Origin of the sequence: Saccharopolyspora endophytica (assembly GCF_018070075.1) — a bacterium.
GTDB classification, from domain to species: domain Bacteria; phylum Actinomycetota; class Actinomycetes; order Mycobacteriales; family Pseudonocardiaceae; genus Saccharopolyspora; species Saccharopolyspora endophytica.
Genome location: NZ_JAGPXE010000014.1, coordinates 169,968 through 188,490, shown reverse-complemented (window position 1 = coordinate 188,490; position 18,523 = coordinate 169,968). Strand labels below are relative to the sequence as shown.

Genomic DNA, 18,523 nt, shown 5'->3' with positions numbered 1-18,523 from the left:
CCCGGGATGGGACGAGTCGGCTGGGGTTGGGTGAGCGGGTCGGCTCTGACGCGGGGCGAGCGCGGTGAAGAGGGATGCCGGCGTTGTGGCCCGCACCCCTCTTCGGGGTCCGGTCACGTGCGCCAGGTCGGTTCCGGAACCTGCCCCAGCAGCGCGTACCGGCCGACCTCGACCGACGGATCAGACCTGCCCGACTCCCCCATCGGCGGCGAGCACCGAGCCGTTGACGTAGCTCGCGGCGTCCGAGGCCAGGAAGACCGCGGCCGCCGCGATCTCCTCGGGCTTGCCATGACGGCCCAGCGGGATCGTCCCCTGGGCCTGCTCCCGGGTTTCGGCGTCGACGAGGTCGAGCAGGCCCGGCGTGGGGACCATGCCGGGCGAGACCACGTTGACCCGGAACTCGCGCGCCCCGGAGCTGTGCGCCCAGCCGCGCGCCAGGTGGTGCACCGCGGCCTTGGTCGCCGCGTAGATCTCCAGGCCGGGCTGCGGGTGCGTCGCGGCGGTCGATCCGGTGAGGATGATCGACGCGCCCGGCCGCAGCAGCGGCAGCGCCTTCTGGACGGTGAAGACCGTGCCCTTGACGTTGACGCCGAACTGCGCGTCGAACTGGTCCTCGGTGACCTCGCCGAAGGGCGCGTCGATGCCGATGCCGGCGTTGGCGACCACCACGTCGACGTGCCCCGCCCGCTCTCGGACCGCCTCGTAGAGGGCATCGAGATCGGCGAGCTTCGAGGAGTCGCAGACCACGGCGGTGACGTCCTCGCCGAGCTCGGCGATCGCCTCGTCGAGCGCCTCCTTCCGGCGGCCGGTGATGAACACCGTCGCGCCCTCGTCGCGGAACGCTCGCGCGATCGCGAGCCCGATTCCGCTGCTACCACCGGTGACCACGGCGACCTTGTCCTGCAGGACGGCCATGCCGCCCACCTCCCTGAGTTGTGGACCGTTCCGTCCACAACTCTGCCCGTTCTGGACCGACCGGTCAAGAAGTCGTATTCTCGTGCCGTGCCACGACCCCGGGAGTTCGACGAAGCCGGTGTCGTCGCGGCGGTCCGCCAGGAGTTCTGGGACAAGGGCTACGCGGCGACCTCGCTGGACGACCTCATGCGCGCCAGCGGCCTCGGCAAGGGCAGTCTCTACGGCGCGTTCGGCGACAAGCGGAGCCTGTTCCTGCGCGTGCTGCGCGACTACGACGAGGCCAACGACCGCATGCTCCGCGAGCGCTTGGCCGCGGCGAAGCGGGGCGTGGACTTCGTCCGCGACTTCGTGCGCGGTCCGGGTTGCGACGCCACGGGCGCCCGGCGCGGCTGCCTGCTGGCCAACACCACCGCCGAGCTGGCCATGAGCATGCCCGACGTCGCCGCCGAGGCCCGCCGCAGCTACGAGGCGACCACGCGAGTGCTGACCGAAGCGCTCGACCGCGCCCAGCGCGAGGGCGACGTCGACCCCGACGCGGACACCGAGGAACTCGCCCGGGCCGTCCTGGCCGCCCAGCTCGGCATCGTCGCGCTCGGGCGCACCGGCATGGACCTCGACGAACTCACCACGGCCGCCGACTGCGCCCTGCGCAGGCTGCTGCCCGCTACTGGCTGAGCACGCCCATCGTCGCGGTGGCCAGGGCGACGACGAGGATCGTCGAGCAGGTGCCCAGCGCGAACGCGCGCGGTCCCGTGCGCAGCAGCGCCTCGACGCGGACCGCCGTGCCCAGCGCGAACAGCGCGGCGGTGAGCAGCAGCGTGGTGACCGGCCGGGACACGTCGACGACGAACTCCGGCAGCACCCCGCTGCTGCGCAGCGCCACGGTCGCCAGGAATCCGGCCACGAACATCGGCATGATCGGCGGTCGCGTCGCCGTCGCGCGCCGCCGGCCGAGCAGGCTCACGCCGGCCACCAAGGGGGCCAGCAGCACCACGCGGCTGAGCTTGACCACCACCGCCAGCGCCACCGCCGAGGCACCCAGCGGCGAGGCGGCGGCCACGACCTGAGCGACCTCCTGCACGCCCGCCCCGGCGATCCGCCCGCCGAGGTCGGCGCCGACACCCGTGGCCGCGAAGGTCACCGGCAGCGCGATCATCGCGACGGTGCCGAACACCGTCACCATCGCCACGCTGGTCGCCACGTCCTCGTCCTCGCGGTCCACCACGCCCTCCACGGCCGCCACGGCGGACGCCCCGCAGATCGAGAACCCGGTCGCGACCAGCAGCGACAGCCCTCGCGAGACTCCCAGCACCCGTCCGAGCCACAGCGTCCCGGCGAAGGTCACCGCCACGGTGATGAGCACCGCCAGCACCGTGCCCGCTCCCAGCCCGAGGATCTGCCCGATGCTCAGCTGCAACCCGAGCAGCACCACCCCCGCGCGCAGCGGTGTGCGCGCCACCCACGCGAGTCCGGGCCGAACCCACTCGGGCAGGCGGGGGACGTTCCCGACGACCACGCCCAGCGCGACCGCGACTGTCAGCGCGCTGAGGACCGGGACCTGCGAGGACACCAGCATCGACACGGCCACGGCCGCGCCGGTGAGCACGAGTCCCGGAACGAGGTGGGCGTCAGCGCTGGGCAGGATCTTCACACCGGCCAGGTTCGCCGACCGCGCGGCGACCCGGTAGCCGTCGCCCGAGCAGGTCGTCATAGCCGAGTGGAATGCCAGCTCCCCACAGCAGCGCTCCAGGACCTACCCTTCGGGCATGACCGCGCCCGATTCGGAATCCCTGCGCCTGCTGGTGCTGGTGGGCGAGCTGGGCAGCATCGGCGCGGCCGCCGCCGAGCTGCGCATCAGCCAGCCCTCGGCGAGCAAGCGGCTCAACCGGCTGGAGCGCCAGCTCGGCCTGGCGCTGCTGGAACGCACCCGCCAGGGCTGCACGCCCACCCCCGCCGGGGAGATGGTGTGCGGCTGGGCGCGCGAGGTCCTCGCGCACGTCGACGGGCTGATGAACGGCGTCCGCGCGCTGCGCGCCCAGCAGGAGTCCAAGCTGCGGGTGGCGGCGAGCATGACCATCGCCGAATACCTCGTGCCGCGTTGGATCAGCCTGCTGCGCGAAGCCCTGCCCGAGGTCCACCTGGAGCTCGACGTCACCAACTCCGCGGCGGTGGCCGAAGCGGTCCGGCACGGCCAGGCCGATCTCGGCTTCATCGAAACCCCCGACCCGCCCGAGGGCGTCTCGGTTCGCTACGTCGCCCGCGACCGCATGGTCGTCATCGCCCCGCCCGGACACCCCTGGTCGACGCTGCGGCGACCGCTGACCCCCAGCGAACTGGCCGCCACCCCGGTGATCGTGCGCGAACACGGCTCGGGCACGAGGGAAACGCTGCACCGGGCGCTGGCCGACGTCGGCGCGACGCCGGTGGCCCCGCTGCTGGAGCTGCGCTCGACCACGGCGGTGCGCAACGCGGTCGTCGCCGGCGCCGGTCCGGCGGTGCTCAGCACGCTCGCCGTGGCCACCGACCTCGCGGAGAAGCGGCTCGTGGAGGTCCCGGTCGCCGACCTGGACCTGCGCCGACCGCTGCACGCGGTCTGGCGCTCAGGCCTTCAGCTCACCGGCCCGGCTGCCGCTCTGCTGGCCACCGCCATGCGCGCTTCCGACTGACGGCGGCAGCGCGCGCGTCGGCGCGGCGGCCTTGAGCAGCATCTCGTCGAACTCGGCCTCCGGGTCCGACGCCAGCACGATCGCGCCACCGGCGCCGACCTGCCAGCGCCCGTTGACGAGCACCATCGTGCGGATGACGATGTTGAGATCGGCCACGCCCGAGCAGCCCAGGTAGCCGATCGCGCCGGAGTACACGCCGCGCGGCCGGTCCTCCAGCTCGCCGATGATCTCCATCGTGCGCGGTTTGGGCGCCCCGGTCATCGATCCGCCCGGGAAGCAGGCGCGCACGCAGTCGATCGCGTCGTGCTCGGGGCGCAGCGCACCGCGGATCGTGGAGACCAGCTGGTGCACGGTCTCGTAGGTCTCCACCGCCATCAGCTCGGGCACGTGCACGGTGTCCACCGCGCACACCCGGCCGAGGTCGTTGCGCATCAGGTCGACGATCATCAGGTTCTCGGCCCGCGTCTTCGGGTCTGCCGCCAGCTCCCGCCGGATGCGCGCGTCCTCCTCGGGGGTCGCGCCGCGCGGCGCGGTGCCCTTGATCGGCTTGGCCTCCACGACCCGGTCGGCGGTGATCTTGAGGAACCGCTCCGGCGACGAGCACGCCACCTCGACACCTCCCGCGCGCAGGAAAGCCGAGTACGGCGCGGGATTCCGGCGACGCAGGCGTCGGTAGGTCCGCAACGCCGGTTCCGCGGCGGGCAGGTCCGCCGAGTTGGTCAGGCAGATCTCGTAGCTCTCCCCCGCGAGCAGGTGCTGCTGGCACCGGAGCACGTCGCGCACGTACTCGGCGCGGTCGCGGGCCAACGCGGGCTCGACTCCGTCGGCCTCACCGTCACCGGGCTCGTCGAGCCGGACCGGCTCCGACAGCAGCGCGGCGGTGTCGGCGAGCCAGTCGACGGCACCGGACCGGTCCTCGCCCTCGCTCAGCGCCACCAGGTAGGTGCGCTGCTGCTGGTGGTCGACCGCGACGAAGCGATCGGCGAAGGTCCACACCGCGTCCGGGGTCGGCGAGCGGTGCCGGTTGGGCGAGCCGCAGTCGGCCTTGAGCTCGTAGCCGAAGTAGCCGACGTACCCACCGGTGAAGTCGAACGGCAGCGGTGGCGCTTCGACCTCGCGGCGCGCCAGCTCCCGCTGCAACCGGTCGAGGACCGGTTCGTCACCGGAACCGACGCGGTAGACCAGGGTTTCGCCGAGCGGACCCGAATCGTCGCCGAGGAAGGAGAACCGCGACAGCCCCTCCTCGACCCGCGAGCTGTCCAGCCAGAAGGCGTTCTCCGACTCCGAGAACAGCCGCGTGAACGCGAATTCGGTGTCGACCGCCCCGTCGAGCTCCACGACGTTGGCGCGGAACCTCCTCCGCGGCGCCGCTTTTCGCGGCGCCCGTCGCGCGGTCCGCGGTGTGCTGCGGGTGGCGAGGTCGCGGAAGTTGGCGAGCAGCCGCTCGCCGTGCTCGGACTCGACGGACTCCGGGTGGAACTGCACGCCCCAGCGCGGCAACCGCCTGTGCCGCAACGCCATCACCACCCCGTCCTCGGCGCGCGCGGTGACCAGCAGCTCCTCCGGCACCGGCTCGGCCACGCACAGCGAGTGGTAGCGCACGGCGCCGAAGCCGGTGGGGATCCCGGCGAACATCTCGTCGCCGTCGTGCTCGACACGGGTGAGGTGACCGTGCCGCGCGACCGGGGCCGGCACGACGCGCGCGCCCTCGCTCACCGCCAGGCCCTGGTGACCGAGGCAGACCCCCAGCACCGGCACGGTCGCCCTGGCCAGGACGTCGGCGCAGATGCCGAAGTCGCGCGGACGCTCAGGAGTGCCCGGCCCGGGCGAGAGGACGACGTTGTCGTAGTCGTCCAGGTCGACCGACGCGTCGTTGGTGACCACGTGCGGCTCGCAGCCGTTGACCCGGGCCAGCAGGTGGAACAGGTTGTAGGTGTAGGAGTCGTGGTTGTCCACGAGCAACGTGCGCACGACTCCACCCTCCCGTCCGGGGGTTGCGAGGGTCAGCTGTCCTCGCCCTTCTTGTCCTCTTCGCCCTTGCGGTCCTCGTTGCCCTTGTTCTCCTCCCGCTTCTCCTTGCCGGGCGGCTCGGGGCGTTCGGTCCGCGCGGGCGGCGGAGGCGGAGGCGGGGGCGGCGGCGTGCTGGTCGAGGAGTTCAGGACCGCGTCGGAGACGATCAACGGCTGCCGGGCGCCGCGCAGTCCGAACTGGTGGTGCTCGGTGATGCGAACCCCGTCGGCCATGACCAGTTCGACCCCGACCAGGACGGTGTTGGGCGCGCTGGTCCTCGGCGGCTCGATGACGCGCACGTCGGCCACGCTCGACCAGAAGCCCTCGTAGCCCGCGAGCCCCTGCGCCTGCAGCCCGGTGCCCAACCGCGTCCACGCGTTGGCGGGGTGCTCGGGCAGCAGCGCGTAGTAGTCGGAGACGACGCGTTCGAGCTCGGCGGCCGTGGCGGACCGCTCCACCGGCTGCTCCTGCTCGCCCGAGGGCAGCAGGAACGCCAGCAGGACCAGCACGACCGCGGCGGCACCGGCGGCCGCGTAGATCCAGCGCCGCGAGCGAGCGGGTCGCTGCGCGGGGACCGGAACGTTGTTCAGGCGCGTGCCCTGGCTCGGCGTACCGGCCGGGACCCGGGGCACCGGCTGCGTGATGTCCGGGTCGGTGACCGGCGGGAGCGGCGACGGAGCTCCGGAGACCACGGCGTGCATCGCCTCGCTCGCCTGCGCGGGCGTGGGCCGCTGAGCGGGGTCGACGTGCAGCATCCGGGTCAGCACCGGGGCCAGCACACCGGCCAGCTGCGGCGGGCGGATCTCCCCCGCCGCGACCTCGTGCAGCAGGGCGATCGAGTTGTCGGCGTCCGCGCCGAACGGGGGCACGCCCTCGACGGCGGCGTAGAGCGTCGCGCCCAGCGAGTAGACGTCCGAGGCGGGCGTGGGCGCGTGCCCGCGAGCGGCCTCGGGAGACAGGTAGGCGGGCGTGCCCGCGATGATGCCGGTCTGGGTGACCGCGACGTCGTCGACGGCGTGCGAGATGCCGAAATCGGTGATCTTGGCGGTGCCGTCGTCGCTGAGCAGGATGTTGCCCGGCTTCATGTCGCGGTGCGTGATCCCGGCGGCGTGAGCGGCGTCGAGGGCGGCGGCCGTCTGCGCGCCCATGCTCGCCACCGCACCGGGCGTCATGCGCCCCTTGTCCTCCAGGACCTCGGCGAGGCTGCGGGAGGGCAGGTACTCCATGATCAGCACGGGGAAGCCGTCCTGCTCGATCACGTCGTGGACGGCCACCGCGTTCGGGTGGTGCAGGCGCGCGGCGATGCGGCCCTCGCGCATCGCCCGCTGCCGGGCCTCCTCGACGAGCTCGGGGTTCGACACCGAGCTCGGGTTGAGCTGCTTGACCGCGACGGGGCGTCCCAGCAGCTCGTCGGCGGCCAGCCACACCACGCCCATGCCGCCGCTGCCCAGTCGCCGCTCCAGCCGGTACCGGCCTGCGAGCAGCGCGCCCACCTCTGCCACGCGTAGCCCTTCTGCTCGGGAAAAACCCAGACCAGGCTAACCCGGACGTGTGATCAGCCCTGGACCCCCGGGCACCTACGCAGCCTCCGAACTGGGAAAACGGGCTCTTCCGGAGCATCACCATCCGGTTCGGCGGCCGGCGCGGAGGAAATCCTGACGGCGGGTGATCGATGCGTGACACTGTGGACCGACCGACCACAGGAGGAACGTGATGGAGTACCGGACCGTCGGGGCGACCGGCGTTCGCGTGTCACCGCTGTGCCTGGGCACGATGTCGTTCGGCGCGGACGCCGACGAGCAGACCGCGGCAGAGATGTTCCAGCAGGCGCGCGAGCTCGGCCTCAACTTCTTCGACACCGCCGACGTCTACGCGGGCGGGCGTTCCGAGGAGATCCTCGGCAGGCTCATCGCCGACTGCCGCGACGAGATCGTGCTCAGCTCCAAGGCGTTCTTCCCCACCGGTCCCGACATCAACGCCCAGGGCTCCTCCCGCCGGTACCTGGTGCGCGCGGTGGAGGCCAGCCTGCGGCGCCTGGGCACCGACTGGATCGACTTCTACTTCGTGCACGCCTTCGACGAGCACACCCCGATCGAGGAGACCCTGCGCGCGCTCGACGACCTGCAGCGGGAGGGCAAGATCCGCTACCCGGCGGTGAGCAACTGGGCGGCCTGGCAGATCGCCAAGGCGCTGGGGATCTCGGCCAAGGACCGACTGGCGCGCTTCGAGCTGATCCAGCCGATGTACAACCTCGTCCGCAGGCAGGCCGAGGTGGAGATCATGCCGCTGGCCGAATCCGAGAAGCTCGGCGTGATCACCTACAGCCCGCTCGGCGGCGGTCTGCTCACCGGCAAGTACGGGACCAGCCGCCGCCCCGAGACCGGGCGCCTGGTCGACAACGAGCGCTACGCCCGGCGCTACGGGCAGGAGTCCGACTACGTCACCGCCGAGAAGTTCACCGACTTCTGCGCCCAGCAGGGCGTCGCGCCTGCCACGCTGGCGGTGGCCTGGGCGATGTCGGCCCCGGCGGTCACCGCGCCCATCATCGGCGGCCGCGATCTCGACCAGCTCGCCGATTCGCTGGCGGCGCTCGACATCGACATGACCCCGGACCTCCGCGAGGAGATCTCCCGGCTCTCCGCTCCTCCGCCGCCGGCGACGGACCGCACCGAAACCCGCGACGCCGCTGGAACCTGAGGCCGGAAAGTTCGCCGGGCGCGGGAAGACCGCGACGACGGGGGCGTTATCGTGCTTCTCGTCGTGGCGTTTTCGCTTCGCTCGGAGGGGATGGCCTTGAGCAGCAACGAGATTTCACGTTGGGCCGAACAGCCCAGGCCATCGTCCGCCGAAGGGTGGATCGCGCGAGCCCGCGACGTCGCAGGGGTTCTCGCCGCCGACGCCGTCGAGCGCGACCGGGCCGGCGCGGTTCCGACGCGAGAAGTCCAGCTGCTCAAGGACTCCGGACTCGTCACCCTGCTGGGACCCGCGGAGCACGGTGGCGCGGAGCAGCACTGGACCACCGCCTGCCGCGTGGTGCGCGAGGTCTCCGCCGGGGACGGCTCGATCGGGCAGCTGCTCGGCCACCACTACGTGTGGGCGTGGGCGATGCGCCTGGTCGGCACGCCCGAGCAGATCGCCGAGGTCGACGAGCTCTACACCTCCCGCGGCCACTTCTTCGGCGGCGTGGTCAACCCGCGCGACCACGACCTCGTCGTCACCGATGAGGGCGAAACCCTGCTCTACCGCGGCAAGAAGTTCTTCTCCACCGGCAGCAAGATCGCCGACCTGCTGGTGATGGAGGGAACGCTGGAATCCAGCGGGAACAGCGTGTTCGCGGTCGTGCCCGCGCAGCAGGACGGCATCACCTTCGGCGATGACTGGAACAACCTCGGCCAGCGGCTCACCGTCTCCGGCAGCGTGGAGATCACCGACGTCCGGGTGCCGTGGTCCGGCGCCGCCGGGTACGTCGACAAGCAGTTCCGCCCGTCGGCTTTCAGCACCCTGCACGTGCCCGCGCTGCACCTGGTGTTCGCCAACCTCTACGTCGGCATCGCCCAGGCTGCGCTGCGCGCCGGCGTCACCTACACCCGGGGCCACACCCGCGCCTGGCCCTACGGCGGCGAGGGCAAGAACTCCGGGACCGAGGAGTTCTACGTGCTGGAGGGGTACGGCGATCTGCAGTCTAAGCTGTGGGCGGCCGAGACGCTCACCGACGCGGCGGGGGCCAACCTCGCGCAGCTGCTGCACGCCGACCGCGAGTCGGTGACGCGCGAACAGCGGGGCCGCGCAGCGGTTCTCGTCTCAGCAGCCAAGCAGCGCGCGATCGACGTCGGTCTGGAGATCGCCAACCGGGTCTTCGAGCTCACCGGCGCCCGCGCCACGGCCAACTCGGTGGGCATGGACCTCTACTGGCGCAACCTGCGCACGCACAGCCTGCACGACCCGGTGGCCTACAAGCGGATCGAGGTCGGCCGGTACACCCTGCGCGGTGACCTGCCGATCCCGTCGCCCTACAGCTGAGCTACTCCGGCGCTTCGCCGTCGGTCCAGGTGCGCGGCACGACCACGTGCAGGGCGTTGCGCGCGACCTCGAAGGTCTGCGGAGTGCTGGAGACGACCTCGCCGTCGATGTTGATCGGCAGCTCGCCCCCGGTGTCGATCCGCACCGCGCGGGTGCGGATGTGCTCGACCTGATCGCTGGACTTGCCGGTCTTGAGCCCGCGCACGACGTCGGCGAGCTGGCGGAGGTTGCCCTGCCGGATGACCGTGATGTCCAGCGAGTTGTCGTCGATGCCGGAGTCGCTGGCGGCCAGCTGCCCGCCGCCGAAGTAGCGACCGTTGGCGACCGAGACCTGGAGCAGCTTGTCGTACTCGCGGTCCTCGTGATCGCCGTCCGGGAAGGTCAGCTTGGCGCCGAACGGCCGGTGCTTGAAGAACGCCTTGGCGGTGGCCACCGGGTAGGCCAGCGGCCCGACGTAGCGCTTCAGCCGCGGCGACATGGCCTGCGCGACCTCCGCGCCGATGCCGACCGAGGCGCGGTTGACGTAGTAGTTGTCCCCGCAGAGCCCGAGGTCGACGTCGACGATGTGGCTGCCCAGGATGGTCTGGCAGGCCCCGTCGAGGTCGTCGGGGATGTGCATGGTGCGGGCGAAGTCGTTGGCCGTGCCCAGCGGCAGCAGCGCGAGCGGGACGTCGCGGTGCGCGAGGCAGTCGACCACCGAGCTGACGCTGCCGTCCCCACCGCCGACGATGATCAGGTCGTGGCCGCTCCTGGCCGCCGAGTCCACGGTCTCGACCAACCGCGAGGGGTCCTGCAGCGGGTAGGTGGCGCCCAGGGGTACGCCGAGCTCGCGCAACCGGTCGAGGGCGTAGGCGTAGGCCTTGCCTCCGGTGCGCGAGTGCACGTTGACCACCAGGGCGGCTTTGGTGACAGGCCGCTCGATGCGAATGGTCCGCCTCCTGCGAAGTTCGGGGACACCGATGGCGTCCTTTCTACCGCCGCCGGGTCGAGGACCACACCCCAGAGGGGTGTCGAAGGACCGGGCGGCGCCGCCGCGAGGCGTGGAACCGGCCTCGCGGCCTCCACCTCGCCGCAGGGAGGATCGGTCAGGCGCGGGCGCCGACGTCGGCGGTGACGACGCCGGTCGAGACCAGGCGGCGCTTGGCTCGGCGGGTGCCCCACGGACCGTGCAGGGCGATCATGTCGGACGGGAGCGGACAGGTGCGCCCACCTTCGGCGATCCGGGAAATACCGGCCTCCGGGCGGGGCTGAGCGTGCTTGGACACAGTTCTCACCAGCGAAAAGTAGGTAAAGAGCGAAATTTGGGCAGGAGAGCACGCGCTGCCGGAATCAATTATGCGCCATCCGATGTCGATCTTCACGGCGGGGTGCCCCTCCGTTCCGAATGCGGCGAATTCCATTCGCATTCCATTGTGGATCGAATTGCGATTTCCGCGAGTTCACCGGATTTTAGGACTGATTTCACTTATCACTGAAGTAATAGGCGCCATCGCCACGTGCACGACCCCTCAGCGGGTCGCGTTCAACCGGGCATGCCATGGTTTGCGTCATGACCGCCGGGCAGCAGGCCGAGCCGACCGCACAGCAGTCCCAGCCCGACCGAGGGCAGCGGTTCCACGCCGCGATGGAAGCCGTGACGCGAAGACTCCCCTTCGGGCTCTCCCGCGTCGTCGCGCCGAGCCTCCTCGGCTTCGCGCTGATCAACGGCTCCACCTTCGCCTTCGACCTGCTGCTGCTCACCCTGTTCCGCAGCGTGCTGCACTGGCCGGTGCCGGTGGCGTTCACCGTCGCCTACCTGATCGCCTTCGCGCTGAGCTTCGTGCTCAACCGCGCGCTGAACTTCCGCTCGCACGCACCCGTCGGACCGCAGGCCGCGCTCTACGCGGTGGCGATCCTCATCAACTACCTGGCCTTCATCCTCGGCCTCGGCAGCGGACTGGCGGCGCTGGGCACGCAGTACCACGTGTCGCGGCTCCTCGCGGGCCTGTGCGAAGCGGTCTACATGTACAGCGTCATGCGCTGGGTCATCTTCCGCGACACCGACGGTCGCTGAGCTCCAGCCGCACCGGCTAGTGTCGCGACGTGCTCAACAGCGTTCGCGTGATCCGTCGGCTGAAGTCAGCGGACCACGGCTTCGTGCTGCGTTCGGCTTCGTGGCCGCGCAGCACCGCCGACCCGGCCTTGCGCCGGCTCACCCACCTCGCCGACCACAGCAAGCTGTGGCTCGGCATCGCCGCCGTGCTGGCGACCAGGCGCGGGCGGCTGCGTCGAGCGGCGCTGCGCGGGGCCAGCGCCATCGCGTTCACCAGCGCCGTGACCAACGGCATCGGCAAGCCGCTGCTCCCCCGCCGCCGTCCGGCCGCCAACCTGCTGCCCGTGCGCCGCAGGCTCAGCACGCCCCCGTCGTCGTCCTCGTTCCCGTCCGGTCACGCGGCCTCGGCTGCCGCGTTCACCACCGCGGTGTGGATGGAGTCCCCCGAGCTGGGAATGGCGCTCCTCCCGCTGGCCGGGGCCGTCGCGTACTCGCGGGTGCACACCGGGGTCCATTGGCCGACCGACGTGCTCTTCGGCGCCGCGATCGGCACCGGCATCGCTGCGGCCACCAGCCGCTGGTGGCCGGTGCGGCCCTCCACGCCGAGCATCGCCAGGCCCAGCGCTCGCACCGTCGCGATGGAGGAGGGCGACGGGCTGGTGCTGCTGGTCAACCCCTCCTCCGGTGATCCCGCCCGGGATCCCACCGCCGAGCTCGCCGGACTGCTGCCGCGCGCCGACTTCGTCTACCCGCTGCCCGGGGCCGATCTGGCCGATCAGCTGCACGAGCACCTCGACGCCACCGGGAGCGCGAAGGCGCTCGGCGTCGCCGGCGGGGACGGCAGCGTTGCGGCGGCGGCCGCGGTGGCCGCGGTGCGCGGGCTGCCGCTGCTGGTGGTGCCGAGCGGGACGCTCAACCACTTCGCACGCGATCTCGGCGTGAACAGCACCTACGACTCCGTGCGGGCGCTGCGCGCCGGTTCGGCGGTCAACGTGGATCTGGGCACGGTCAAGGTCGACGACGTGCCGCAGCAGTGGTTCGTCAACACCGCGAGCCTCGGCGGCTACCCGGACATGGTGCGGCTGCGCGAGAAGTGGGAGCACCGCTGGGGGAAGTGGCCCGCCGGAGCGGCGGCGCTGGTGCGGGTGCTGGCCAGCGCCGAGCCGATCCCGGTGCGGATCAACGGGATCGACCGCAAGATCTGGCTGTTCTTCGCCGGTGGCAACGGGTATCAGCCCAAGGGACTGGCTCCGACCTGGCGGCCGAGGCTGGACACCGGCGTGCTGGACGTCCGCTACATCCGCGCGGACCTGCCGTTCTCCCGGACCCGGTTCATCGCCGGAGCCCTGACCGGGGCGCTGTTCCACAACCGCGCGTACGTGCAGGAGGAGCGCGACCGGGTTCGGGTCGAGGTGCTGGGCGCGCCCGTGGCACTGGCCCGCGACGGCGAGGTCTCGCTCAAGGGAACCGTTTTCGAGTTCGCGGCCCGCGACGGCGCGCTGCACGTCTACCGGCCGGACTGAGCGCGAGGACCCGGGGGCGCCACGTCCCGCGATCGGCGGCCCCGGGTCCTCCTCGATCGTTCGTCAGGCGCCGATGGTGGCGGTGTCGATGACGAAGCGGTAGCGCACGTCACTGCCGGTGACGCGCTCGTAGGCGGCGTTGACCTGGTCCGCCGAGATGGTCTCGATCTCCGCGCCGATGCCGTGCTCGGCGCAGAAGTCCAGCATCTCCTGGGTCTCGGCGATGCCGCCGATCATCGAACCGGCCAGCGACTTGTTGCCGCCGATCAGCGAGAACGCGCTGTAGGACAGCGGCGTGCCCGGGGCACCGACGTTGACCATGGCGCCGCCGACGCGCAGCAGGCCCAGGTAGGAGTCGATGGGCAGCTCGGCCGAGACCGTGTTGAGGATCAGGTCGAAGCGGCCCGCCAGGGTCTCGAAGGTCGACTCGTCGCTGGTCGCGTAGTAGTCCTTCGCGCCGAGCCTCAGGCCGTCCTCCTGCTTCTTCAGGCTCTGGCTGAGCACCGTCACCTCGGCGCCCATCGCGGCGGCCAGCTTGACCGCCATGTGGCCGAGGCCGCCCAGACCGACGACGGCGACCTTCTTGCCGGGGCCGGCACCCCACTGGCGCAGCGGCGAATAGGTGGTGATGCCCGCGCACAGCAGCGGGGCGGCGACGTCGAGGCCGATGCCCTCCGGGATGCCGCAGACGAACGCGTCGGAGACCACGACCTGCTGGCTGTAGCCGCCGTAGGTGTTCTCGCCGTCGAAGCCGACGCCGTTGTAGGTCTGGACGTTGCCCTTGACGCAGAACTGCTCGGTCCCGGCCTGGCAGTACTCGCACTCACCGCAGGAGTCGACCATGCAGCCGACGCCGACGCGGTCGCCGACCTGGTACTTCGTCACCGCCGATCCGACGGCGGCGACGGTGCCCGCGATCTCGTGGCCCGGGACCATCGGGAAGATCGCGGTGCCCCAGTCCTCGCGGGCCTGGTGGATGTCGCTGTGGCAGATGCCGGCGTAGGCGATGTCGATCAGCACGTCGTCCGGCCGCAGGTCACGTCGCGTGATCGTCGTCTGCTCCAGGGGTGCCCCCGGGGACGGAACGGCGATAGCGTTCGTGATCGTGCTCATGAACCCTCCATGGAACAGCTTGTGCACGAGCTCTCGATGTAAGAGCCTTCTTACATTGGGACGTAAGAGGGCTCTTACATATTCCGATCGAAAGATGTGATCCAGGACATGGGCGGCAAGTACCACCACGGCGACCTCCGCGCCGAGCTCGTTCGGGTCTCGCTGGAGGCCATCGCCGAACGCGGCGTCGAGAGCTTCTCCGTCGCCGAGGCCGCCCGCCGCGCCAAGGTCAGCCCCGGCGCTCCCTACCGGCACTTCCCGGAGCGGGAGAGCCTCGTCGCCGCCGTGGCCACCGAGGTCGCCCACCAGCTGGCCGACGAGGTCGAGCAGGCCGCCGGCCAGCACGACGATCCCGTCGAGGGGCTCGCCGCCGCCGCGGGCACCTACACCGGGTACCTGATCCGGCAGCGGGTCGGCATGGACCTGATCAACGCCGAGGTCCTGCAGGGCGCCCGCTACGCGGAGCTGCACGACCAGACCCGCCGCCTCACCGATCAGTTCCTCCTGCGCACCATGGCGGTGGCCGCCCCGGCCGACGCCCTGGAGCTGATGGAGCAGCTGTTCACCCAGGCCCACGGCTACGGAACCTTCTGGCTCAACGGCGTCTTCACCAAGCACGGCTACACCCCGGACCTCGTGGTCCGGAAATCCGCCCAAGCCGCCCGGGTCGCCGTCGAGGGCTACCGGCACACCTCCCCCTGACCCCGCCACACGCCCGATCAAGCCCACAACCCGGATTACCGCCGTATTCAGGCACCGGATTACCGCCGTATTCAGGCACCGGATTACCGCCGTATTCAGGTACCGGAATACGGCCGTATTCGGTTGCGGGGGCGCGTCGGGCACCCGACCAGCGGATTGCGACTGACTGATTCCTCAGTTGAATGTTGCGATTTGCGCATGGTGTCGGTACGGTCCGATGCGTGTTGGACGGCGGGTGGGTCGAGCGGGTTCGGCCCCGGTTCCACGAGGCGGCCCGGCAGATGATCGCCGCGCGCGTCGCGCCGGTGCGCGGGACGTCGGCCGCCACGATCCACCGCCACTCCCCCGGCCGCTTCGCGGAGCCGACGCGCCGGGCGCCCCACGAGTCCATCCGACGCGAGATGGTCCGCACCGCAACGAGCTTGAAGGAAGAGCGATGAACGAAGAGGTCATCATCACCGCGGCGCTCACCGGCGCCGGCGACACCGTCGGCAAGAGCCCGCACGTGCCGGTCAGCCCGGAGCAGATCGCGCAGTCGGCCGTGGAGGCGGCGAACGCGGGCGCGGCCGTGGTCCACGTGCACGTGCGTGACATCGAGACCGGCCAGGGCACCCGCGACGTGTCGGTCTACCGCGAGACGGTGCGGCGGATCCGCGAGTCCGGCGTGGACGTGGTGCTGAACCTGACCGCGGGCATGGGCGGCGACCTGTTCATCGATCAGGACGACCCGCTCAAGCCGGTCGACGGAACCGACCTGGTCAACGGCCTGGAGCGGTTGCCGCACGTCGAGGAGCTGCTGCCGGACATCTGCACGCTGGACTGCGGTTCGCTGAACTTCGGCGACGGCAGCCAGCTCTACATCTCCACCCCGGACATGCTGCGGGCGGGCGCCAAGCGCATCCAGGAGCTGGGCGTGAAGCCCGAGCTGGAGATCTTCGACACCGGCCAGCTGTGGTTCGCCAAGAAGATGATCGAAGAGGGCCTCATCGACGCCCCGCCGCTGTTCCAGCTGTGCATGGGCATTCCCTACGGCGCTCCGGTCGACCCCGGCGTGCTGCAGGCGATGGTGAACATGCTGCCGGAGGGCGCGAACTGGGCGAGCTTCGCCATCGGCCGCAACCAGCTCCCGTGGGTCGCGCAGTCGGCGCTGCTCGGCGGGCAGGTCCGCGTCGGCCTGGAGGACAACCTCTACCTGAGCCGCGGCGTGAAGGCCACCAACGCGCAGCTGGTCGAGCGCGCCGTGACCATCATCGAGGGCATGGGCGCCAAGATCGCCACCCCGGACCAGGCCCGCGCCAAGCTCGGCCTCAAGCCCCGCTCCTGAACCGAAGGGAATCCACTGTGGACAACGAGAGCGCATCGCGGGTCCGCCACGTCGCCTGCATCGGCGCGGGAGTGATCGGCGGCGGCTGGGCAGCGCACTTCCTGGCCCGCGGCTACCGGGTCACCGCGTGGGACCCGGCGCCCGACGCGGCCGAGAAGCTCCGGCGGCTCGTCGACGCCGCCTGGCCGGCGCTGACCGAGCTCGGGCTGGCCGACGGCGCATCCCGGGACAACCTCACCGTCGCCGACACCCTCGAGGAGGCCGTCGCCGAAGCGGAGTTCGTGCAGGAGAGCGCGCCCGAGGACCTCGCGCTCAAGCAGGACCTGCTCGCCAAGATCGACGCCGCGACCCCGGCGGGCGTGGTGATCTCCTCGTCGACCTCGGGCTACCCGATGACCGACATGCAGACCCGCTGCGCGAACCCGGGTCGCCTGGTCGTCGGGCACCCGTTCAACCCGCCCTACCTGATCCCGCTGGTGGAGGTCGTCGGCGGCGAGTCCTCCGAGCAGTGGGCGGTGGACTTCGCGGCGGAGTTCTTCGAGGTCGCGGGCAAGCACGTGATCAAGATGGACCGCGAGGTGCCCGGTTTCATCGCCAACCGCCTGCAGGAGGCGATCTGGCGCGAGGCGCTGCACATGGTCGACAACGGCGAGGCGACCGTGGAGCAGATCGACGCCTCCATCACCGAGGGGCCCGGTCTGCGCTGGCCGCTGCTGGGGCCGTGCCTGACCTTCCACCTCGCCGGCGGCGAGGGCGGCATGGCGCACATGCTCGACCACTTCGGGCCGTCGCTGAAGTCGCCGTGGACCCGGCTGGAGGCTCCGGAGCTCACCCCCGAGCTGCGCGACCGCATGGTCGACGGGTGCGAGGAGGCGGCCGACGGCCGCAGCATCCCGGAGCTGGTGGCCGACAGGGACAAGGCCGTCATCGCGGTGATGCGCGCGGTCAACGAGGTCCGGGGGGCGCGATGATGATGCGGCAGCAGGTCCGTCCTGAGTGGATCGACTACAACGGTCACCTCAGCGAGGCCTACTACGTGCTGGTCTTCGGCTTCGCCACCGACGCCCTGATGGAGCGGATCGGCATGGACTCCGACCACCTGAAGCGGACCGGCTGCTCGCTCTACACGGTCGAGGCCCACGTCCGGTACCTCCGCGAGGTACCTCCGGACTCGGAGATGCTCATCACCACCCGGGTCGTCGAGGTGGGCGCCAAGAAGCTGCGCCTGTGCCACGAGATGGTGGTGGACGACGTCCTGCGGGCCACGACGGAACTCGTCGCCCTGCACGTGGATTCCGAGCAGGGCCGCACTTCCCCGTTCCCGGAGGACATCGCCGAGGCCCTCAACGCCCGCCTCGAAGACGCCCCGGACTACGCGGGGCGCGTCTGAGCCGCCATGGCCTTCTGCAGGTAGCGGCGCAGGGCCTGGTGCTGCGCCGGTGAGAGTTGCGGGACCTCGGAGTTCATCGCCTGGATGGCGAGGGCTTTGATCTCCGGGTCCTGCTCCTCCTCGGCGGCCAGGTCCCGCCAGAGGGCGTCGCCGTCGATACCCGCCGCGAGTTCTGCTTCGCGCACCGCGTCGGCGAGTTCGAGCTGGTCCTGGGCGCACTGCTCGACCCTCGGATCGTCGGGCTCGGCCGTGGCGAGGTGGTCGTAGTGCTCGGTGACCCGGGCGGCCAAGGCGCGCAGGTGCTCGTCGCTGTCGGCGAGGCTGTCGGTGGCGGCCTGCAGGACGGCGCGCTGCGGGCCGAACGCCTTCTCCACGAGCAGCAGCATGTCCCGCTGCTGGTCACCGGGAACACCGGCGTGGCGCCGCAGGCGCGCGATCTGCTCGCTCTCGTCGCCGATCTCGCCGATCAACGCCGGAGCGCCGCCGGCGGCGCGCACCAGGCGCAGCGACTCGCGCTGCCGGGCGATGCGCTGCTCCTGCTCGGCCAGGTCGCGCTCGACGCCGTCGAGCAGGTCGGCGAGCTCGGTGGTCCCGTCGGCGACGCCCTCGATCTGCGCCAGGCTCAGACCGAGGTCGACGAGCTTGCGGACCAGCAGCAGGCGGGCGATCGCCGAGGTCCGGTAGAGCCGCCGGCCGGCGGAGTCCCGCTCGGCCTCGCCCAGCAGACCGATCTGGTGGTAGTGCCGCACGGTGCGGGGTGAGACGTCGGCGAGCTCGGCGACCTGGCCGATCGTCAGCGGCGTGTGCTCCAGCGGGTTCATGGCGACC

General features: G+C 71.4%; 19 protein-coding genes. 11 read left to right on the top strand and 8 right to left on the bottom strand.

The features are described 5' to 3' along the window. Positions 1 to 180 precede the first annotated feature (180 nt). Positions 181 to 915 (bottom strand): SDR family NAD(P)-dependent oxidoreductase, encoded by a 735-nt coding sequence (locus KBO27_RS27630; RefSeq protein WP_210972768.1) that lies wholly within the window; start codon positions 913 to 915, stop codon positions 181 to 183. Positions 916 to 1,002: 87 nt separating this feature from the next. On the opposite strand from KBO27_RS27630, the gene KBO27_RS27625 reads away from it, so the two are divergent. Beyond that, positions 1,003 to 1,590: a TetR/AcrR family transcriptional regulator gene (locus tag KBO27_RS27625; protein ID WP_210972767.1), complete on the top strand. Its 588-nt coding sequence runs from the start codon at positions 1,003 to 1,005 to the stop codon at positions 1,588 to 1,590. Here KBO27_RS27625 and KBO27_RS27620 read toward each other — a convergent pair. Next, positions 1,580 to 2,491: a YeiH family protein gene (locus tag KBO27_RS27620; protein ID WP_246538214.1), complete on the bottom strand. Its 912-nt coding sequence runs from the start codon at positions 2,489 to 2,491 to the stop codon at positions 1,580 to 1,582. The genes KBO27_RS27625 and KBO27_RS27620 overlap by 11 nt on opposite strands. Before the next feature lie 190 nt (positions 2,492 to 2,681). Here KBO27_RS27620 and KBO27_RS27615 point away from each other — a divergent pair, with 190 nt between their 5' ends. Beyond that, positions 2,682 to 3,581, top strand: a complete 900-nt coding sequence (locus KBO27_RS27615) for a LysR family transcriptional regulator (protein ID WP_210972765.1) — start codon at positions 2,682 to 2,684, stop codon at positions 3,579 to 3,581. Here the strand turns inward: KBO27_RS27615 and pabB are convergent. Then, complete coding sequence (gene pabB, locus KBO27_RS27610; protein ID WP_210972764.1) at positions 3,516 to 5,552, bottom strand: aminodeoxychorismate synthase component I; 2,037 nt, start codon at positions 5,550 to 5,552, stop codon at positions 3,516 to 3,518. The two genes, KBO27_RS27615 and pabB, sit on opposite strands and share 66 nt — an antisense overlap. Before the next feature lie 32 nt (positions 5,553 to 5,584). After that, positions 5,585 to 7,093, bottom strand: coding sequence for a serine/threonine-protein kinase (locus KBO27_RS27605; RefSeq protein WP_210972763.1), 1,509 nt, complete (start codon positions 7,091 to 7,093; stop codon positions 5,585 to 5,587). A 211-nt stretch (positions 7,094 to 7,304) separates the two neighbouring features. Between KBO27_RS27605 and KBO27_RS27600 the strand changes: the two genes are divergently transcribed. Continuing rightward, positions 7,305 to 8,288 carry an aldo/keto reductase gene (locus KBO27_RS27600; protein ID WP_210972762.1) on the top strand — a complete coding sequence of 328 codons (984 nt, stop codon included), beginning with the start codon at positions 7,305 to 7,307 and terminating at the stop codon, positions 8,286 to 8,288. A gap of 96 nt (positions 8,289 to 8,384) precedes the next feature. Continuing rightward, entirely contained in the window at positions 8,385 to 9,611 is a 1,227-nt protein-coding gene (locus tag KBO27_RS27595; RefSeq protein WP_246538142.1) for an acyl-CoA dehydrogenase family protein, read from the top strand. Between the two features lies 1 nt (position 9,612). On the opposite strand, the gene KBO27_RS27590 is transcribed toward KBO27_RS27595, so the two are convergent. Next, entirely contained in the window at positions 9,613 to 10,503 is an 891-nt protein-coding gene (locus tag KBO27_RS27590) for a diacylglycerol/lipid kinase family protein (protein WP_307870653.1), read from the bottom strand. 193 nt (positions 10,504 to 10,696) lie between these two features. Next, positions 10,697 to 10,885, bottom strand: a complete 189-nt coding sequence (locus KBO27_RS27585; RefSeq protein ID WP_132627042.1) for a hypothetical protein — start codon at positions 10,883 to 10,885, stop codon at positions 10,697 to 10,699. Between the two features lie 350 nt (positions 10,886 to 11,235). On the opposite strand from KBO27_RS27585, the gene KBO27_RS27580 reads away from it, so the two are divergent. Together KBO27_RS27580 and KBO27_RS27575 are read left to right on the top strand one after the other, a co-directional pair. Continuing rightward, on the top strand, positions 11,236 to 11,664 hold the full coding sequence (locus KBO27_RS27580) for a GtrA family protein (RefSeq protein ID WP_132673229.1): 429 nt from the start codon (positions 11,236 to 11,238) through the stop codon (positions 11,662 to 11,664). 29 nt (positions 11,665 to 11,693) lie between these two features. Continuing rightward, complete coding sequence (locus tag KBO27_RS27575) at positions 11,694 to 13,166, top strand: phosphatase PAP2 family protein (protein ID WP_210972760.1); 1,473 nt, start codon at positions 11,694 to 11,696, stop codon at positions 13,164 to 13,166. Positions 13,167 to 13,229: 63 nt separating this feature from the next. Here the strand turns inward: KBO27_RS27575 and KBO27_RS27570 are convergent, their stop codons facing one another. Next, on the bottom strand, positions 13,230 to 14,279 hold the full coding sequence (locus KBO27_RS27570) for an NAD(P)-dependent alcohol dehydrogenase (protein ID WP_210972759.1): 1,050 nt from the start codon (positions 14,277 to 14,279) through the stop codon (positions 13,230 to 13,232). Positions 14,280 to 14,375: 96 nt separating this feature from the next. Between KBO27_RS27570 and KBO27_RS27565 the strand changes: the two genes are divergently transcribed. From KBO27_RS27565 to KBO27_RS27545, 5 genes are all read left to right on the top strand, one after another. Continuing rightward, positions 14,376 to 14,981, top strand: a complete 606-nt coding sequence (locus KBO27_RS27565) for a TetR/AcrR family transcriptional regulator (RefSeq protein ID WP_210972758.1) — start codon at positions 14,376 to 14,378, stop codon at positions 14,979 to 14,981. 221 nt (positions 14,982 to 15,202) lie between these two features. Further along, entirely contained in the window at positions 15,203 to 15,421 is a 219-nt protein-coding gene (locus KBO27_RS27560) for a hypothetical protein (RefSeq protein WP_210972757.1), read from the top strand. Further along, positions 15,418 to 16,305 (top strand): beta-keto acid cleavage family enzyme, encoded by an 888-nt coding sequence (locus KBO27_RS27555; protein WP_132679939.1) that lies wholly within the window; start codon positions 15,418 to 15,420, stop codon positions 16,303 to 16,305. Before KBO27_RS27560 ends, KBO27_RS27555 begins: the two co-directional genes overlap by 4 nt. 17 nt (positions 16,306 to 16,322) lie before the next feature. After that, positions 16,323 to 17,276, top strand: a complete 954-nt coding sequence (locus tag KBO27_RS27550) for a 3-hydroxyacyl-CoA dehydrogenase NAD-binding domain-containing protein (RefSeq protein ID WP_210972756.1) — start codon at positions 16,323 to 16,325, stop codon at positions 17,274 to 17,276. Further along, on the top strand, positions 17,273 to 17,695 hold the full coding sequence (locus KBO27_RS27545; RefSeq protein ID WP_210972755.1) for a thioesterase family protein: 423 nt from the start codon (positions 17,273 to 17,275) through the stop codon (positions 17,693 to 17,695). The genes KBO27_RS27550 and KBO27_RS27545 overlap by 4 nt, the downstream gene beginning before the upstream one ends. Here the strand turns inward: KBO27_RS27545 and KBO27_RS27540 are convergent. Next, entirely contained in the window at positions 17,677 to 18,516 is an 840-nt protein-coding gene (locus KBO27_RS27540; RefSeq protein ID WP_210972754.1) for a MerR family transcriptional regulator, read from the bottom strand. The genes KBO27_RS27545 and KBO27_RS27540 overlap by 19 nt on opposite strands. Positions 18,517 to 18,523 lie beyond the last annotated feature (7 nt).

Coding starts and splice junctions, on each gene's coding strand:
- KBO27_RS27555 (WP_132679939.1), top strand. CDS start 15,418: ATGAACGAAGAGGTCATCATCACCGCGGCGCTCACCGGCGCCGGCGAC.
- KBO27_RS27570 (WP_210972759.1), bottom strand. CDS start 14,279: ATGAGCACGATCACGAACGCTATCGCCGTTCCGTCCCCGGGGGCACCC.
- KBO27_RS27540 (WP_210972754.1), bottom strand. CDS start 18,516: ATGAACCCGCTGGAGCACACGCCGCTGACGATCGGCCAGGTCGCCGAG.
- KBO27_RS27620 (WP_246538214.1), bottom strand. CDS start 2,491: ATGCTGGTGTCCTCGCAGGTCCCGGTCCTCAGCGCGCTGACAGTCGCG.
- KBO27_RS27630 (WP_210972768.1), bottom strand. CDS start 915: ATGGCCGTCCTGCAGGACAAGGTCGCCGTGGTCACCGGTGGTAGCAGC.
- KBO27_RS27600 (WP_210972762.1), top strand. CDS start 7,305: ATGGAGTACCGGACCGTCGGGGCGACCGGCGTTCGCGTGTCACCGCTG.
- KBO27_RS27615 (WP_210972765.1), top strand. CDS start 2,682: ATGACCGCGCCCGATTCGGAATCCCTGCGCCTGCTGGTGCTGGTGGGC.
- KBO27_RS27580 (WP_132673229.1), top strand. CDS start 11,236: ATGGAAGCCGTGACGCGAAGACTCCCCTTCGGGCTCTCCCGCGTCGTC.
- KBO27_RS27545 (WP_210972755.1), top strand. CDS start 17,273: ATGATGATGCGGCAGCAGGTCCGTCCTGAGTGGATCGACTACAACGGT.